General features: G+C 71.0%; 15 protein-coding genes. 9 read left to right on the forward strand and 6 right to left on the reverse strand.

Annotated features, from left to right (window positions below; translation table 11 throughout):
- The first annotated feature begins 91 nt into the window (after positions 1-91).
- Positions 92-700, forward strand: coding sequence for a TetR/AcrR family transcriptional regulator (locus EEJ42_RS11830; RefSeq protein WP_246096380.1), 609 nt, complete (start codon positions 92-94; stop codon positions 698-700).
- A gap of 37 nt (positions 701-737) precedes the next feature.
- Here the strand turns inward: EEJ42_RS11830 and EEJ42_RS11835 are convergent, their stop codons facing one another.
- Genes EEJ42_RS11835 through EEJ42_RS11845 form a run of 3 tightly spaced genes read right to left on the reverse strand, consistent with a single transcriptional unit; the run spans position 738 to position 3,458 of the window.
- On the reverse strand, positions 738-1,160 hold the full coding sequence (locus tag EEJ42_RS11835; protein WP_246096381.1) for a nuclear transport factor 2 family protein: 423 nt from the start codon (positions 1,158-1,160) through the stop codon (positions 738-740).
- On the reverse strand, positions 1,157-2,119 hold the full coding sequence (locus tag EEJ42_RS11840) for a PDR/VanB family oxidoreductase (protein ID WP_123099932.1): 963 nt from the start codon (positions 2,117-2,119) through the stop codon (positions 1,157-1,159). Before EEJ42_RS11840 ends, EEJ42_RS11835 begins: the two co-directional genes overlap by 4 nt.
- Before the next feature lie 7 nt (positions 2,120-2,126).
- Positions 2,127-3,458: a Rieske 2Fe-2S domain-containing protein gene (locus tag EEJ42_RS11845; protein WP_123099897.1), complete on the reverse strand. Its 1,332-nt coding sequence runs from the start codon at positions 3,456-3,458 to the stop codon at positions 2,127-2,129.
- A 370-nt stretch (positions 3,459-3,828) separates the two neighbouring features.
- Between EEJ42_RS11845 and EEJ42_RS11850 the strand changes: the two genes are divergently transcribed.
- The 7 genes from EEJ42_RS11850 to EEJ42_RS11880 are packed head-to-tail and all read left to right on the forward strand — an operon-like array spanning position 3,829 to position 9,922.
- On the forward strand, positions 3,829-5,508 hold the full coding sequence (locus tag EEJ42_RS11850; RefSeq protein WP_123099898.1) for a GMC family oxidoreductase: 1,680 nt from the start codon (positions 3,829-3,831) through the stop codon (positions 5,506-5,508).
- Positions 5,505-5,927, forward strand: coding sequence for a GlcG/HbpS family heme-binding protein (locus EEJ42_RS11855; RefSeq protein WP_123099899.1), 423 nt, complete (start codon positions 5,505-5,507; stop codon positions 5,925-5,927). Before EEJ42_RS11850 ends, EEJ42_RS11855 begins: the two co-directional genes overlap by 4 nt.
- A 48-nt stretch (positions 5,928-5,975) precedes the next feature.
- Positions 5,976-7,046, forward strand: a complete 1,071-nt coding sequence (locus EEJ42_RS11860) for an amidohydrolase family protein (RefSeq protein ID WP_123099900.1) — start codon at positions 5,976-5,978, stop codon at positions 7,044-7,046.
- Positions 7,046-7,441 (forward strand): metal-sulfur cluster assembly factor, encoded by a 396-nt coding sequence (locus EEJ42_RS11865; RefSeq protein ID WP_123099901.1) that lies wholly within the window; start codon positions 7,046-7,048, stop codon positions 7,439-7,441. Before EEJ42_RS11860 ends, EEJ42_RS11865 begins: the two co-directional genes overlap by 1 nt.
- Positions 7,438-8,409 (forward strand): alpha/beta hydrolase, encoded by a 972-nt coding sequence (locus EEJ42_RS11870; protein WP_123099902.1) that lies wholly within the window; start codon positions 7,438-7,440, stop codon positions 8,407-8,409. The genes EEJ42_RS11865 and EEJ42_RS11870 overlap by 4 nt, the downstream gene beginning before the upstream one ends.
- Positions 8,402-8,848, forward strand: coding sequence for a DoxX family membrane protein (locus EEJ42_RS11875; RefSeq protein WP_123099903.1), 447 nt, complete (start codon positions 8,402-8,404; stop codon positions 8,846-8,848). Before EEJ42_RS11870 ends, EEJ42_RS11875 begins: the two co-directional genes overlap by 8 nt.
- A gap of 36 nt (positions 8,849-8,884) precedes the next feature.
- Positions 8,885-9,922, forward strand: a complete 1,038-nt coding sequence (locus EEJ42_RS11880) for a dioxygenase family protein (protein ID WP_246096382.1) — start codon at positions 8,885-8,887, stop codon at positions 9,920-9,922.
- 1,737 nt (positions 9,923-11,659) lie between these two features.
- On the opposite strand, the gene lpdA is transcribed toward EEJ42_RS11880, so the two are convergent.
- Complete coding sequence (gene lpdA / locus EEJ42_RS11895) at positions 11,660-13,060, reverse strand: dihydrolipoyl dehydrogenase (RefSeq protein ID WP_123099906.1); 1,401 nt, start codon at positions 13,058-13,060, stop codon at positions 11,660-11,662.
- A 30-nt stretch (positions 13,061-13,090) separates the two neighbouring features.
- Here lpdA and EEJ42_RS11900 point away from each other — a divergent pair, with 30 nt between their 5' ends.
- Positions 13,091-13,465 (forward strand): RNA-binding S4 domain-containing protein, encoded by a 375-nt coding sequence (locus EEJ42_RS11900; protein WP_123099907.1) that lies wholly within the window; start codon positions 13,091-13,093, stop codon positions 13,463-13,465.
- A 59-nt stretch (positions 13,466-13,524) separates the two neighbouring features.
- Here the strand turns inward: EEJ42_RS11900 and EEJ42_RS11905 are convergent, their stop codons facing one another.
- Both EEJ42_RS11905 and EEJ42_RS11910 read right to left on the reverse strand, forming a co-directional pair.
- A complete protein-coding gene (locus tag EEJ42_RS11905) occupies positions 13,525-14,778 on the reverse strand; it encodes an NAD(P)/FAD-dependent oxidoreductase (protein ID WP_123099908.1) in 1,254 nt (417 codons plus the stop codon).
- Complete coding sequence (locus EEJ42_RS11910; protein ID WP_123099909.1) at positions 14,775-16,214, reverse strand: NAD(P)/FAD-dependent oxidoreductase; 1,440 nt, start codon at positions 16,212-16,214, stop codon at positions 14,775-14,777. Before EEJ42_RS11910 ends, EEJ42_RS11905 begins: the two co-directional genes overlap by 4 nt.
- Positions 16,215-16,216: the final 2 nt, after the last annotated feature.

A 16,216-nucleotide genomic window follows, 5' to 3' on the forward strand; every position in this document is an offset into this window, starting at 1 on the left:
GGAGGAGACGGCATCAGGAAAGTCGGCGGCACCGTCCGGCAGACGGCAGCGCCGGAGGCGCCCCGATGATCCCGGTCGTCGGCGGGACCCCGTGGGCACGCGGCGGGCCATTCTGGCCGCGGCCGGGACGGAGTTCGGCACCCATGGTTTCGACGGGGCCCGGGTGGTCCGGATCGCGGAGGCGGCCGGTGTCAGCCATCAGTTGATCACCTACTACTTCGGGAGCAAACGCGGGCTGTACGAGGCGCTGAGCGATCAGTGGCTGGAGACTGCCATGCCGGTCGGCCACGCTCTCCCCTACGCCGAGGCGGTGCGCCGCTATGTCTACATGGCCTGCGAGGATCCGGGGTGGGTCCGTACGCTGACGCGGGAAGAGCCCGGTACCCCGCCGCCCGCGGAGGACGAGCGGGCCGTCGAGCTGCTCAAGAGCGTTCAGGACCTGCGCGCGCGGCAGGCGCGTGGCGAGTTCCGCGGTGACCTCGACGTCGGGGCGGTGTCCCTCGCCTTCTTCGCGGCCTCGATCGCCCCGGTGGCCCTCCCCTGGATCGCGCGCGAGTTCACCCAGCAGGACCCCGCGTCGCAGGAGTTCATCGACCACTACTCCGAGCAGGTGGCCCGGATCATTTCCGCGCTCGCCGAAGCGCCGGTGAAGGATGGAGCGGTGAACGGCGCGGCGGAGGACGGCGAGCCCGAAGCGTGACGGTGGCCGTGCTCCCGGATGGCGGGAGCACGGGCGTTCAGCCCGGTGGAAGTCGCCGGGCCATCTGTTGGTGCGCCAGCTGCCAGCCGCCCGATGCGGCTGTCACCCAGACCCGGCTGACGGCGGCCTGGATGACGAAGGGAGTCAGCTCGGGCACGAAGGCCACGCGCATCTCCTGGAGACAGCTGACCACGGCCGTGGGGCCGAACCGCTGGACGGTCACGTCGTAGGTGTCCACCTGGCTGGTCCGGCCCAGGCGTGCCGCGTACCGCAGCCAGTCGTCCGCATCGTGAATATGACCCACCGGCGCGTGCACGATGACGCAGTCGGGGTGCATCAGGGCACGCAGGCTCTGCTCCGGGTCCGGGAGTGTCTGTGCCGCGAGCCAGGCGGCCTCGGCGTCCTCGACCGTGGCCGGGGCGGTGGGGCCGACGGTCACCGCTGTCGATGAGGTGGTCACAGTTCCAGCTCCAGGATCGGGGACCTCGACCGCGACGAGCATGGGGTGAACAGGCCTTCGGCACGCTCGTCGTCGGTCAGGACGTCGTCTCGGTGATCGGGCTCGCCTGCGCGCACTCGTACGATGCACTCGCCGCAGATGCCCTGCCCGCACGAGGAGGGGGCCTCGACCCCGTTCGCCAGCAGGACGTCGAGGACGCTCCGGTCCTCGGGGACGAGGTACTCCGCTCCCGTCGAGGACAGACGGATCGTGAATCCGCCCTCCCCTCCCCCGCCGGTCTCGGCGGCGGCCGTCGAGGCGCTGAAGCGCTCGGTGTGCAGGGCGGAGGCGGGCCATCCCAGCTCGGCGGCCCGCCACAGCGCGTAGTCCATGAACCCGCCGGGGCCGCAGACGTAGACCGCGGTGTCGGGGGCGGGTTCCCCCAGGTCGCGCCTCAGGTCGAGGAGTTGCTCCGGGTCCTGGTCGTCGAAGTGGAGGGTGGCCCGTGGATGGTGCTCCAGCTCGGGGACGAAGGCGGCGTCGGTCCGGCTGCGGGCACAGTAGTGCAGGTGGTAGTCGCCGCCGGTGGCGTCGAGGGTCTGTGCCATCGACAGCAGCGGGGTGATGCCGATGCCGCCCGCGAGGAGCAGGTGACGTCGCGCGGGTGTCAGACCGAAGCGGTTCCTCGGCGCGCCGATCCGTAGCGTGTCGCCCTCGGCGAGGGCGTGCATGGCGTGTGAACCGCCGCGCGAAGCGGGCTCGTTGAGCACCGCGAGCCGGTACTGCTTGCGGATGCCCGGAGGTCCGCACAGGGAGTACTGCCGGACCAGTCCCGCCTCGCCGACGTGTACGTCGATGTGCGCGCCGGCCTCGTACTCCCACAGCTCGCCGCCGTCGGCGCGGGCGAGGTCGAAGACCGCGATTCTCGGCGTGGCGTCGTACCGGGCCACGACGACCACGTCCGTCCAGGTGGTGCTCACGCCTCGGTCACGCCCCTGCCGCCGTCGGCGCGGCCGCCTGGTGCGCACCGGCCGGGTTCGGGGCGTCGTCCCCCGACTCCCGCCGGATGAAGGCACCGGCTTCCACGTGCCGGACGGGTTCGCCCGGGACCCCGACGCCGAGCGGATTCCGCCCCGCCTCGACGTCGTCGATCATCGTGCGCAGCATGCGCCGGAGCATGACCACCCCGCGGTCGGACGGCGCCAGGGTCTCCTCGGAGTGCTGGGTGATGTCGCCCTGGGACTGCTGGGCCTCGTAATCGCCGGGGAAGCGCCGGCGCTCCTCGTCGGTCATCTCCCAGTGGTCCTTGCCGTTCTGCCTGATGCCGAAGACGAAGGACTCGAGCCGGGTCGGGTCGGCGGAGCGGATGGAGAAGACCAGCCGGTGGTGGGTGTCGTCGGCGGGGACGACCCAGATCAGCATGTCGTGCCGGGCATCGGGGGTCACTCTGACGAAGTCGGGCAGGGCGACGATGTTCGGCAGGTGGAGCTCCACCGACCAGTCGATGTCCACCAGCTCCCCGCCGGGGCCCTTCGTGTCCTGGTAGCGCTGCACGTACTTCACGCCGTGATCGGTGCGGTGGTAGGTGACGCGCTCGGCGACGGTGCTCGCGTCGTAGAAGTCCTCGGGAAAGCCGGTGGTGCCGGTGCCCTGGAACTGGAACCCGCTGTGTGTGGAATGGAGCCACGAGGCGTGCACGGGGTCGACGGCGTTCTCGTACAGCTGGAGCCAGTTGTAGTCCTGTTCCATGCCGATGACCTCGGCGCCGGGCACCGTCCAGCTGGTGTAGTAGTTCTCGCCCTCCCCGAGGGGCTCCAGGCTGTCGAAGCGCGGCAGCGGGGGCTTGTGCTCGGGCGGGCCCATGTAGACGAAGACCAGGCCGTACCGCTCCTCCACCGGGTACCACGGCTGGCGGGCGAGGTTGCGGCGGCGGCCGCCGTCGAGTTCACAGGCCTGTTCCAGGCAGTGGCCCCGCACGTCGAACTTCCAGCCGTGGTAGCAGCAGCGGATGCCGTCCTCCTCGATGCGGCCGTAGAAGAGGCTGCTGCCGCGGTGCGCACACCGTTCGAAGACGACGCCGGGGCGGCCCTGGCCGTCCCGGAAGACGATCAGGTCCTCGCCCAGGAGGCGGGCACGGTGCGGAACGTCGCTGGTCAGCGCGGTGGAACTGGCGATCGGCTGCCAGTAGCGGCGCAGCGCCTCGCCCATCGGCGTGCCGGGGCCGACCTCGGTCAGGCGGGCGTCGTGAGAGGAGGGCTTGCGCCCGTAGCCGGTTCCCGTGTCGACCACGGGTGTATCGGTCAGGGTGGTGTCGGTCATGCTGAACCATCTCCTCGGCGTTGAGGCGGCGCGGACGCGTGAAGTGACGCGAAATGAGGCCACGGGCAGGGCCGGACATCGTGCGGCGAGCCTGCGGGCGCCTTCTGTTGTACGGCCCTGATGAAAAACTGTCAACGCACCTGACCTGCTTTGATGAATTACTTGCAGACCCTTTCGGGTAGAGCTACGTTGGCTTCGCGCCGAGGCGACGAGCCGCTCGCGGACTCCCGCCGTCTCGCGATCGCACCACCCCGGAACGCGCCGCGTGAGCGACGGCCTGCCCGCGCCTCCTCGCGCTCCTCGCCGCCGGCGCGCGTTCCTCCGGAGCCGAACCACAGCCGAAGGAGACGATGATGTCTGGACCTCCCGCATGAGCGCCGGGCACGGCGCCGAGTACGACTACGTCGTCGTCGGCGCGGGCACGGCCGGTTGTGTCCTCGCCGCACGCCTGTCCGCCGACCCCGGGACACGCGTACTGCTGATCGAGGCCGGGCCGCCCGCGGACCGCGGCCTGCTGGTTCAGATGCCCCTCGGGATCGGGCTGTTGTCGGGCCGCAAGGGGATCGGCTGGGGGTACGAGACGGAGCCGGAGCCGGGACTGAACGGGAGACGCATTCCGGTGCCCCGTGGCCGGCTGGTCGGCGGGACCGGTTCGATCAACGGCTCCACCCACGTCCGCGCACACCATCTCGACTACGACGACTGGGTCACGGCCGGTGCCACCGGCTGGGGCTGGGACGACCTCGTTCCCTACTTCCGCCGCTCGGAGCACAGTTGGCGTGGCGACACCGAACACCACGGCGGCTACGGGCCCGTCACCGTGTCGACCTCCCCCGGAAGAAGCACCTTCGGACGGCGGCTCGACCGCGCCGCCCGATCGCTGGGCATCGGGTTCCCCGACGACACACAAAGTGGCGACCCCACCGGCGCCGGCCAGAACGAGACCGCCATCCATCGCGGCCGGCGCCACAGCACCGCGGCCGCCTACCTGCGCCCCGCGCTGCGGCGACGGCCCCATCTCACCCTGCTCACCGGGGGGTTGGTGGACACGCTCCTCCTGGAGAGCGGACGCGCCACCGGCGTCCGTGTCGTGAAAGGCGGACGGAGCCGGGTGGTCCGGGCGGCCCGCGAGGTCGTGCTCTGCGGCGGCACGTACAACTCGCCACAGATACTGATGCGTTCAGGCATAGGTCCGGCCGAGCACCTCCACGAGCACGGCATCGACACGGTGGTGGACCTTCCCGGCGTCGGCGCCAATCTGCAAGAGCATCCGGCCGCGCCCGTGCTGTTCGACGTCAAGGACCAGGTGACCTTCCACGAGCACCTGCGCGCGGACCGTCTGGTGCGCCACGCGCTCCGCTGGCTCGTCGCCGGGAGCGGCCCGCTGGCCCAGATGCCCGAATTCCTGTCGGCGTACGTCCGGACCCGCCCCGGCCTGGACCGCCCCGACGGCTTCCTCGGCATCCTGGCCGGCGGGTTCGACGCCCGGCCCTGGTTCCCCGGCGTCCGGCCGCTGCGCAACCGCCACTGCGTGGCCCTGAACGCCGTCGCCACCCCGCGCAGCCGTGGCGAGGTCCGGCTGCGGTCCGCCGACCCGACGGCCACTCCGCGCATCACGTTCAACCTCCTCACCGAACCGGAGGACGTCGTCGCCCTGCGGGAAACCGTGCGCACCACGCTGGCCATCCTGCGCAGTCCCGAGGTCGCCCCGATGATCGGGGCGGAACTCGCACCGGGCCCCGACGTGACCACCGACCAGGACCTCGAGCGCTATCTGCGGGAGACCGGCTACTCCGCCAACCACGCCTGCGGCACCTGCGCCATCGGCACCGCCGAGAGCGCCGTCGTCGACCCCGATCTGCGGGTCCGCGGTATCGACGGGCTGCGCGTCGTCGACGCATCGGTGCTGCCGAGCGTGCCCGGCGCGAACATCAACGCCACCGTCATCGCCGTCGCCGAGAAGGCGTCGGACCTGATCCGCGGAGTCCCGGCAGTGCCGAATCGCTCTGGCGCCACCGCCGCCCCGCTCCCCGAGAGGACCGCAGGATGAGGGAACCCCTGACCTACGCCATCGCGTACGGCGCGGCAGAGGCAGCGCTGGAGGCGGCCCGGGCCGAGGGCGCGCGCATCTGTGTGGTGGTCGTCAACCGCGGCGGCATCACGAAGGTGCTGCTCGGCGACGACGGAGTCGGCCCCATCGGCGTTGAAACCGCACGCCGCAAGGCGTACACCGCCGCCGTCACCGGCATGGCGACCTCCGCGTTCGCGGCGCTCGCCGCGGACCCGGCCATGGCCGTCGCCCCGCCCCATCTGGTCGACGGTCACCTGCTGCCGGTGCCCGGAGGGCAGCCGGTGGTCGTCGACGAGGGCGAGGTCATCGGCGGCATCGGCATCGGTGGCGCCGACGGGGCCACCGACGACCGCCTCGCGGCGGAGGCGCTGAAGAGCATCACGGGGCTGCTGACGTAACCGCGAACGAACGAGCCCACCTCAGGAACACAGCCGAAGGAGCACACGATGATCGAAAATACCCTGGTGGTCGAGGGCGTGGCGCACGACTACAACTTCCTGCCCGAGAACTGCGTCGACCCGGCCTTCGGCCGCGCGATCGGCGAGCACATGTACCACCAGCACCAGCGGTTCGGCGGGCCCGGCTACGCCATCGAGAAGTCGCTCTATCTGAACCATGGCGCGGGCGCCGAAGCCATCGGGCGGTCGATCCTGGCGGAAAGCCAATCCGACATCATCGTCTACCACGAGACACCGATCTACGGACACTTCCACGACGGCGGCTCACGTCTGTCCACCGGCCTCACGATGCGGGAGCTGTGGCCGAACCGGGTGCTCGCCTACGGCGCGGTGTCCCCGCTGCGGCCGGGCGCGGTCGACCGTGTCGACGAACTGGTCGACGAGCACCACGTGAACGCACTCAAGCTCTACCCGATCGACCTGGTCGAAGGCCGGGTCACCTCACTGGACATGAGCGATCCGGAGGTGTGCTACCCGGTGTTCGAACGGGCCCGGGAGCGCGGGCTGAAGGTCGTGGGAATCCACAAGGCGCTCCCGGTCGGCCCCGGGCCTGCCCACGCACTGCGGATCGACGACATCGAAGGCGCCGCGGCGGCGTTTCCCGACCTGTCCTTCGAGGTGGTACACGGCGGACTGGCGTTCGTCGAGGAAACGGCCATGTTGATGGAGTGCGCTCCCAACGTCGTGGTCAACCTGGAGGTGACCTCAGCGCTGGCCCGGACCGCACCGCGCCGGTTCGCCGAAGCGATCGGAGCCTTCCTCGCGGTACCCGGCGGGGCCCAGCGCATCATCTGGGGCACCGGTGTCATCGCGGCCCATCCGCGCCCGCTGATCGAGGCGTTCTGGGATCTCGAAACACCGCGGGACCTGATCGAGGAACGCGGCGTGGAGCCACTGACCCTGGAGGCCAAGAAGGACATCCTCGGCCGCAACTTCCTGCGGCTGCACGGCATCGACGAGGACAAGCTGCGAGCCACGATCGCCGGCGACGAGTTCGACACCACCGAACTGGCTGCTCCGTGGGGCGGCAGGATCGAAACCGAGCTGGGGGCGGCGTGATGAGCGGTGTCACCGAGGCCCGGGTCCGGGACGAGCTCAACGGAATCATCGACCCGTGCAGCATCACCGCGGGTGTTCCGGCCGGCATGGACGACATGGGGCTGATCAGCGACATCCAGGTCAGCGACGACGGCGCGGACGGTCAGCGGATCAGCGTGAAGATCGGGCTCACCGACCCGACCTGCATGCTGCTGGGCGCATTCGCCAACGAGGCGCGCGAGCGGCTAGCCGAGTTGCCGGGTGTCACCGGTGTCGACGTCGTACTGGACCACGAGATGGAGTGGACGCCGGACATGCTCGCCCCGCACTATCAGCAGCGGCTCGCCGACCACCGCGCAAGGAGGCGTCGCAACCTCCCTCTCCTCGCCGTGATCGCGAGGGAAGGCAATCGGTGACCAGTGACGTCATGCGGGTACGGGCGAACAACGCCGACGTCATGGGTCGTTTCGTGGAAGGGCTCAGCCGGGCACCGCGTCCCCCCGAGAAGATCGACCCGGCTGACGTCCGGGTGCTGCGCGACCTCGCGTACCGCACGGACCTGCGGATGGACCTGTATCTGCCGCAGTCCACGCCGACACCCACACCGGTGATCGTGTGGCTCGCGGGCGGCGGCTGGCGCAACCAACGGCGGGGGTGCGGGCCCCGGTTGACCCGGCTCTTCGCCGAACGCGGGTACGCCATGGCGGACATCGAGTACCGGTCCTCCGAGGCCGCCCCCTGGCCCGCCCAGCTGCACGACGTCCTCGCCGCGCTGCGCCATCTGCGCGACATCGCGGACACTCATGCCCTGGACCGGGAGTCGATCGGGCTGTGGGGCAGCTCCGCCGGCGCGCACCTGGCACTGCTCGCGGCCTTCGCGGCCGACACCGACGGGTCCCCCGCGGCGCCCGGTGTACGAGCCGTGGTGGCGGGCTATCCTCCCACGGATCTGCCGCACCTCAACGACGACGCCCTGCCCGGTGGGGTGCTGGGCGTGGACCCCTCCGACCCGGCCTGGGGCCTCCTGGGCGGACGCCCGTCGGACCGGGCCGCCACCGCCGTCGAGGCCAGCCCGGCCCGGCAGGTCCACGCACGCGTACCGCCCGTGCTCCTGCTGCACGGCGACGCCGACCTCCTCATCGGACCGGCACAAAGCCGCAGGCTCCACGACACCCTGCTCACTGCGGGCGCCGAGTCCCATCTGCTGCTGGTCCACGGCGCCCACCACGGCTTCCTCAACACCGGCGACTGGGAACTGCACCCCATGACGGCCACCGCGCTGTCGTCCCGCGCCCCGGACGTCGAACGCTCCGTGCTGCTGACCCCCGCACTGATCGAGCGCTACTTCGACCGCCACCTGCGAACGGATCCCTGGCATGCCTGACACACCACCGCACTACGACCACGTGGGCCGCGCCCTCTCCCGTATCGCGCTGGCCGCCGTCTTCGTCTCCGGAGGCCACCACGTGTGGCGGCACCCGGACGGCCCCGCGCAGGGAGCGGAAACCTTCCTGAAGCGGTGCCGCCGTGCTGTGCCACTCCTGGACCGGTTCACCGACCGGCAACTGGTCCGCGCCAACGCGGCCGTCCATGTCACCGCGGGAGCCGCACTGGCGGCCGGCATCGCGCCCGCGGCCTGCTCGGCGGCGCTCGCCGGCTCTCTGGTGCCCACGACCCTCGCCGCCTTCCCCTTCTGGACCCAGCCCGATGGCCCGCAACGCGCCCACCAGCAAGGCGACTTCCTCAAAAACCTCGCCCTCGCCGGGGGCCTGCTCGCCGTCATCGTCCACGGCGAGCGACGAACCCGGCGCACCTCCGGGTAGGAGACCCACCACGCCCACGTCAGGAGGACCCTCACCATGACCGCCACCCCTCCCGCAGTGCCGGACCGGCAACGTCACGTCGAGGACGAGTTGGTCCGCACGGTGCTCGCCTCGTTCCACAACACGCCGGATGCCCGGCTCAAGGAACTCATGCAGGGCCTGGTGCGCCACCTGCACGCCTTCATCCGCGAGGTCCGCCTCACCGAAGCCGAATGGCAGCAGGCCATCGACTTCCTCACCGCCACCGGCCACCTCACCACCGACCGCCGCCAGGAGTTCGTGCTGCTGTCCGACGTCCTCGGCGCCTCCATGCAGACCATCAACGTCAACTACGAGGCCACCGCGGGCGCCACCGAGGCCACCGTGGTCGGCCCGTTCTTCGTCGAAGGTTCCCCCGAGATCGCCCTGGGCGGCGACATGGCCGCGGGCGCCCCGGGAGAACCATGCTGGGTCGAGGGCACCGTCACCGACACCGACGGCAATCCTGTCCCCGGCGCACGCCTCGAGGTATGGGAAGCCGACGAGGACGGCCTCTACGACGTGCAGCGCGACGACGGCCACCTGACCGCCCGGGCCCACCTGTACACCGACGAGCAGGGCGCCTACGCGTTCTGGGGACTCACCCCCACGCCGTACCCCATCCCCCATGACGGTCCCGTGGGAACCCTGCTCGACAAGACCGCGCGCTCGCCCCTGCGCGCTTCCCATCTGCATTTCATGGCCACCTCGCCCGGCCTGCGCACCCTCGTCACCCACATCTTCGTCGAGGGCGACAGCCTGCTGGGCTCCGACGCCGTGTTCGGCGTCAAGGACTCCCTCGTCAAGCGCTTCGAATCGAGCCCTCCTCAACCACCCCCGACCAGGTCGCGCGCGAGGAAGCACGCCTCGCCGCAGCCGAGATCACCGCATCAAACCCAGAAGACACCATCCACAAGTCTTGACGATTGCTCTGGTCGAACTCGGCGAAGTCGCTGCCGCCACTGCTCTTGTTCGGGTAGGTCTTCAGCCGCTGCTCGAAGTGGAACCGCGCATAGCCGAACGGCGGAGCGTCGGGGTCGCTGGACAGGAAGATGAGCTTGGCCTCGCCCAGGTCCCGCATGCACGCCTCGGTGCGGTTCATGTGGTTCTTGGCGTCCTCGGCGTTGGGGCACCAGGGGATGAGGTCGTCTCCCGCAGCGCGGGCCTTCCTCACTTGGTCCGCGGCCTTCTTGCCCTCCGGGCTGGCTGGGGTGCGCTCGATGCAGAGGTAATTGCCGTCCGCATCGGGCTTGCCGCACTGGTCGTACTTCCCGGCCGAGCGCGCCGCGGGGGCCACAGCACCCGGGTCGGAGCGGAAGAACGTCCGGTTCTCCTGCTTGACCGGATCGATGGTCGAAGACGACTGCGGCGCCGGGAACGTCACATAGGGGTCGATCCGGAACCGCGCCCAGGGCGACCACGACGTCTCATACAAAGATCCGTCGTAGGCGGAGGTCCGGAGGGCGTAGTTCACACCAGGCTTGAGCCACCCGTAGTCCACGGTGACCTTCGCCGTGCTGCCGGAGGCCACATAGTCCGAGACCAGGACCCCGTACTGGTTGTCGGAGATCTTTACCTGGCTCGTCGGCTTGCCCGCCGCGTCGGTCTTCCACACCTCGAAGGTGAGGTTGGACTTGTCGCCGTCGGCGTCCGTGACCGTATTGCGCAGCACGGTGTTCGACGTGATGGCCCGCCAGATGCCGTCGGTCTGCTTGAAGGTCGGGCCAGCCGAAGGGCTCTTGCCCGACACCGGTCGGCTCCCTGCGGCCCGGGGCTTGGCCTCCGGACCCGCCGCCGGACGGGACGAGGGCGCATAGTCGGGATCCTGGACCGCACCCCCGCTGTCAGCTGAAGCCGGTGCGGCAGCTCCCATGAGAAGAACTGCGGCGGCGCCTGCGACTATTCGGTATAAGAGACGTCTGTTTCTGGATGCTTGGAGCAAGTGATTCCTTACTCTCTGACCCCGCCCGCGTACGGTTCCTGCGTGGCGGGGCGGACTGTGGAGACTTCCGCGCGCCGTCAACGCGCTTAGTACGTACGGATATTCGCACAGACGTACCACGAACAAGCAACCAGTTTGATCCCCTAGCGGCCGAATCTGGCCGCCACCCCGCCCCCGCAACCGTCCAGCGCCGGTACAAGGTGCCGACGCTCGGCATAGCTCAGCCCCACCACACCTCCACCACGGCCACGGCCACGGCCACGGCCACGGCCCGACAAGACTCTGAGAAGCATCAGTGCTGGTCAGAGACTTTGATGGGCGCATCGACGCAGGTCAGCACCACCTGGTAGGCGACTTCTTGACAAAGTCATAGGGGTGAATGCAATCGTTCGGCAGGTGGGGACCACCTGTGAGTGTGGCCCAAGCGGCGCGCGTGGCTGACCTCCTCTTCCCGGGTGTGAATGTGAAGGTCGAGCGGCCGGTACTCAAGGACGTCGAGGGCTGTGTCCCTGTCCCGAGCTGCATCGGAGGCCGTGCCTTGCCAATAACTCCATCCGCCTACGTGGAACCAGACATGCGGTGATCTCCGGAACCAGGAGTTCCGACCACCGGGTGCCGGTACACCTGCCTCCGGCCTGGTGAGCCAACCACCGAGACACGAACACCAGCCCTCTTCGCAGCCCCTCCCGCTGTTTAGGCCGAAAGGGTGGTCGCGGGCGGTGGGAGTCTCCTGGGACTTCTCTGGGACTTCCGGCTGCATCAACGGGCATGAGCGTGAAATAGCCGAAAGGACATTCACGCAGGTCAGAGCCCCGAAAGGGTCTGTCTCCGCAGGACACGGGGTTGAACTGTCACATGTTGACCATGTGTCCCGCGAGGCCGTGTACGGCCTCCTTCACCGCCTCGCTGAGCGTGGGGTGGGCGTGGATGTTGCGGGCCACCTCGTGGACGGTCAGGTCCCATTGCTGGGCGAGGGTGAGTTCCGGGAGCAGTTCGGTGACCTCGGGGCCGATGAGGTGGCCGCCGAGCAGTTCGCCGTGGCGTCCGTCGCTGATGAGCTTCACGAAGCCACTAGGGTCGCCGAGTCCGTGGGCCTTGCCGTTGGCGGTGAAGGGGAAGGTGGCCACCTTGACGTCGAAGCCGCGTTCGCGCGCCTGGGCCTCGGTCCAGCCGAAGCTGGCGATCTGCGGCTGGCAGAAGGTGGCGCGCGGGATCATCACGTAGTCGAGTTCCATGGTCTCCGCGTCGGCGATGGTCTCCGCCGCGACGATGCCCATCGCCTCGGCGGCGTGGGCGAGCATCAGCTTGGCGGTCACGTCGCCGACCGCGAAGATGTGCGGCACGTTGGTGCGGCACCGGCCGTCGACGTCGATGGCGCCCCGGTCGGTCAGCCGGACCCCGGCGCGGTCCAGCCCGTACCCCTGCACCCGCGGCTGGAAGCCGAGCGCCTGGAGGACCCGCCCGGCCTGGAGGGTCTGGCGCTGGCCGCCGGTGGTCACCATGACCTTGACGGCGGAGCCCGCGTCGTTGATCGCCTCGACCCGGGTGGAGGTGAGGATGTTGATGCCGAGCCTGCGGTAGCGGCGGGTCAGCTCGGTGGAGACGTCCTCGTCCTCCAGGGGGACGATCCGGTCCAGGAACTCCACGAGCGTCACCTGCACCCCGTAGCTGTGCATGATGTACGCGAACTCGACGCCGATGGCGCCCGCGCCCGCGATCAGGACGCTGCCGGGCAGGTCCGGCGCGAGGATCTGCTCCTCGTAGGTGACCACCCGTTCGCTGAGCGAGGTGCCGGGCAGCAGATTGGCACCGGCCCCGGTCGCGATGACGCAGTGGTCGAAGGTGAGGGCCTCCACGCGGCCGTCGGCGAGCGTGACCCGCAGCGTGTGGGGGTCGGTGAAGGTGCCCCGCCCGTCGTACTGCGTGATCTGGTTCTTCTTCATCAGGTAGTGGATGCCTTTGACCCGGCCGTCCGCGACCTTCCGGCTGCGTTCGTACGCCACCCGGTAGTCGAGGCTCAGCTCGCCGTTCACCCGGATGCCGAAGGTCCGCGCCTCATGGGTGAGCAGATGGGCCAGCTCGGCGTTGCGCAGCAGGGCCTTGGACGGGATGCATCCCACGTTCAGGCAGACGCCGCCCCAGAACCGCTCCTCGACGACGGCCGTGCGCAGGCCCAGCTGCGCGGCGCGGATCGCCGCCACATAGCCGCCCGACCCCGCCCCCAGGACCACGACGTCAAAATGTGCGCTCATGCGTCGCACCTTAGACATTAGAGTCGGGGTATGGCTTCAGACGAGGGGTCCGTTCGGGTCGACAGCTGGATCTGGTCGGTGCGGCTCACCAAGACGCGTTCGCTCGCCGCCTCGGCCTGCCGGGCCGGGCACGTCCGTGTCAACGGGGAGCGCGTCAAGCCCGCGCAGGCGGTGCGGGCGGGTGACGAGGTGCGGCTGCGCCATGCGGGGCGGGACCGGGTCGTGGTGGTGTCGCGGATCGTGCGCAAGCGGGTCGGGGCGCCCGTGGCGGCGGAGTGCTACGTGGACAACAGCCCACCCCCGCCGCCGCGGGAGCAGACCGTGCCCATCGGGCTGCGCGACCGTGGCGCGGGCCGCCCGACCAAGCGCGACCGGCGCGAGATGGAGCGGCTGCGCGGGCTGTGACCCCCGCCGTGGCGCCGGGGGCTGCCCGCCCCGGTGGCTACCGGAGACTGCCCGCCCCGTCACTCCACGCCGATCCGTACCGGGCCGCCGTGCGCGTCGGCCCGGACGATCCAGTCGGCGGACAGATGGAGCGGGCGGCCCGGGGCCACGGTGCGCGGGACGCGCTGCCGGTGCAGCGTACGGCCGTCCTGGCGGACCACGAGCACCGGCCGGGTGAGGAACGCGGCGGTGCGCAGGATGAAGCGGCCGAACGGCGGGGGCGGGCCGTCCGGGGCCATCCGGCCCGGCGCCACCCAGCGCAGGGGCGCGTCCGTGCGGACCGGCAGCGGGGCCTGCGGCCACGGCTCACCGGCCAGGTGGCGCAGCACGGGACCGGCGGCGAACCGGCCGTCCAGCGCGGCCGTGGCGGCCGTCTCGACGGGGTGCAGCAGATTGCCCACGGCGAAGACCCCGGGCTCGCGGGTACGGAATGCGGCGTCGGTCTCCGGCCCCCGGGTGCCGGGGTCGAGGGGGATTCCGGCGCTGCGGGCCAGTTCGTGGTCGGGGATCCAGTCGCCGGTGAACACCACGGTGTCGCAGCCGATGGTCGCGGTCCGGCCGTCCCTGTGTCCGACGCGGACGCCCGTCAGCCGGCCGCGGCCGGTCAGCCCGGTCACGGTGGTGTCGGTGAGGAGCGGAACCTCGTGGCGCAGCCGGGCGCCGAGGGCGCGCGCCGGGTGGGTCTGGTGGCGAGGCAGTCCCGTGACCATGGCCGCGACCTCGACCCCGGCGCCGTGGAGGGTGTCGACGGCGGAGTAGCCGACGCGTTCGGCCCCCACGACGACCGCCCGGCGGCCGATGCTCTGGTGGTGCACGTGGACGGCCTGCTGGAGCTGCCCGGTGGTGTAGACGCCCGCGGGCCGGGTGCCGGGCACCAGCCGGGCGCTGCGGGGGCGTTCGCGGGCGCCGGTGGCGAGGACGACGGCCCGGGCCGTGATGCGCTCCAGCCCGGTCGGCGCGGTGACGTCCACGGTGCGCGGTCCGGCCCATCCGGTGGCGGTGACGCCGGTGCGCAGGCTGACCCCGGCGCGCAGCGCGGCGGCGATGTGGCGGCGGGCGTAGTCGGGGCCGCTGAGCACCCGGTGCAGATCGCGGAGCCCGAAGCCGGTGTGGTGGCAGTGGCGGGGGATGCCACCGGCGTGCTGTTCGCGGTCGATGACCTGGACGGTGTCCACTCCGGCCTCGGCCAGCCGGGTGGCGGCGGCGAGTCCGGCGGGTCCGGCGCCGATGACCAGGACGTCCACGGTGCGAGGGGTGCGGTCGGCGGGGGTCATCGGCGGGCCTCCGCCCGTGCGGCGGCGGGGTTGGCGCGGGCCTCGTCGAACTGGGCGCGTACGGCGGCTCCGCAGTAGAAGCCCTGGCAGCGGCCGCCCTGCGCACGGGTGCGGCGCCGCAGTCCGTCGAGCGACCCCGGGGGCACGGTGGCCCGCAGGGCGTCGCGGATCTCGCCGCGGGTGACGCGCTCGCAGTGGCAGACGACGGTGCCGTAGGCGGGGTCGGCGGCGATGAGGTCGGCGCGCTGGTAGGGGCGCGGGAACGCCTCGCCGATGTTCGGCATCCGTGGCGGTTCGAGTTCCCGCGCGGGGCCCGGGTCGAGGCCGCAGTCGGCGAGCAGGTCCCGGACGTGGGCGGCGATGGCCATCGAGGCGGTCAGCCCGGTGGAGCGGATGCCGCCCACGGCCACGTACCGCTGTTCGGGGTGGGCGCGGAGCTGGAAGTCGGCGTGTTCGGTGGCGGCGCGCAGCCCCGCGTAGACCGCGGTGACCTCCTCGTCCAGCAGCTCCGGCATGATGCGGGCGCCCTTGTCGCGGAGCAGGGACAGCCCGGCGGCCGAGGAGCCGGTGGCGTGCTTGTCGTCGAGGTCCTCGGCGGTGGGGCCGAGCATGACGTTGCCGTAGACGGTCGGCGCCACCAGCACGCCCTTGCCGCGTGCCGTGGGCACCGGCAGCAGGATGTGGCCGACCAGGCCGCGGGCGAACTTGTCGAAGACGATGAGCTGGCCGCGCCGCGGGGTGACGCTGAACTCGGTGTGGCCGAGCCGCCGGTCGATCTCGTCCGCGTGCAGTCCGGCGGCGTTGACCAGGTGTCGGGCGCGCAACGGGCCGCGGCTGGTGGCGATTTCGTGGTGACCGTCTGAGCCCTCTGGGCTGATGGCTCCGGCGGTGCAGTTGAGGTGCAGGTCGGCTCCGGCGCGCACCGCCTGGGTGGCGTAGGCGAGGGTGGTCGTCCACGGGCAGATGATGCTCTCGCCGGGGACCTCGAGGGCGCCGAGGGCGCCGGGTCCCAGATGCGGTTCGCGCGCGTACACCTCGTCCGCGTCGAGGATCCGGGTGTCGTGGCAGTCGTTGCGTACGGCCTTCTCCGCGAGGGCGGGCAGCGCGGCGAGCTGTTCGGAGTCCCAGGCGACGAGCAGGGCGCCGAGCGGTTCCACCGGAATGCCCGCCTCGGCGGCGAAGGTGTTCAGCCGCCGGTAGCCCTCGCGCACCAGCCGGGCCTCCAGGGTGCCGGGGGTGGCGTCGAAACCGGTGTGCAGGATCGCGGTGTTGGCCTTGGAGGTGCCGTCACCGACGTCGTCGGACGCCTCCACGAGGGCGATGCGCAGCCGGTGCGCGGCGAGTTCGCGGGCGATGGCGGTGCCGACCACCCCGGCGCCGATGATGGCCACGTCGTAGACCTCGCCGGGAAGGTCACCCGTGGTCGTTACGGTCATGC

The organism is Streptomyces botrytidirepellens (assembly GCF_003721215.1).
GTDB classification, from domain to species: domain Bacteria; phylum Actinomycetota; class Actinomycetes; order Streptomycetales; family Streptomycetaceae; genus Streptomyces; species Streptomyces himastatinicus.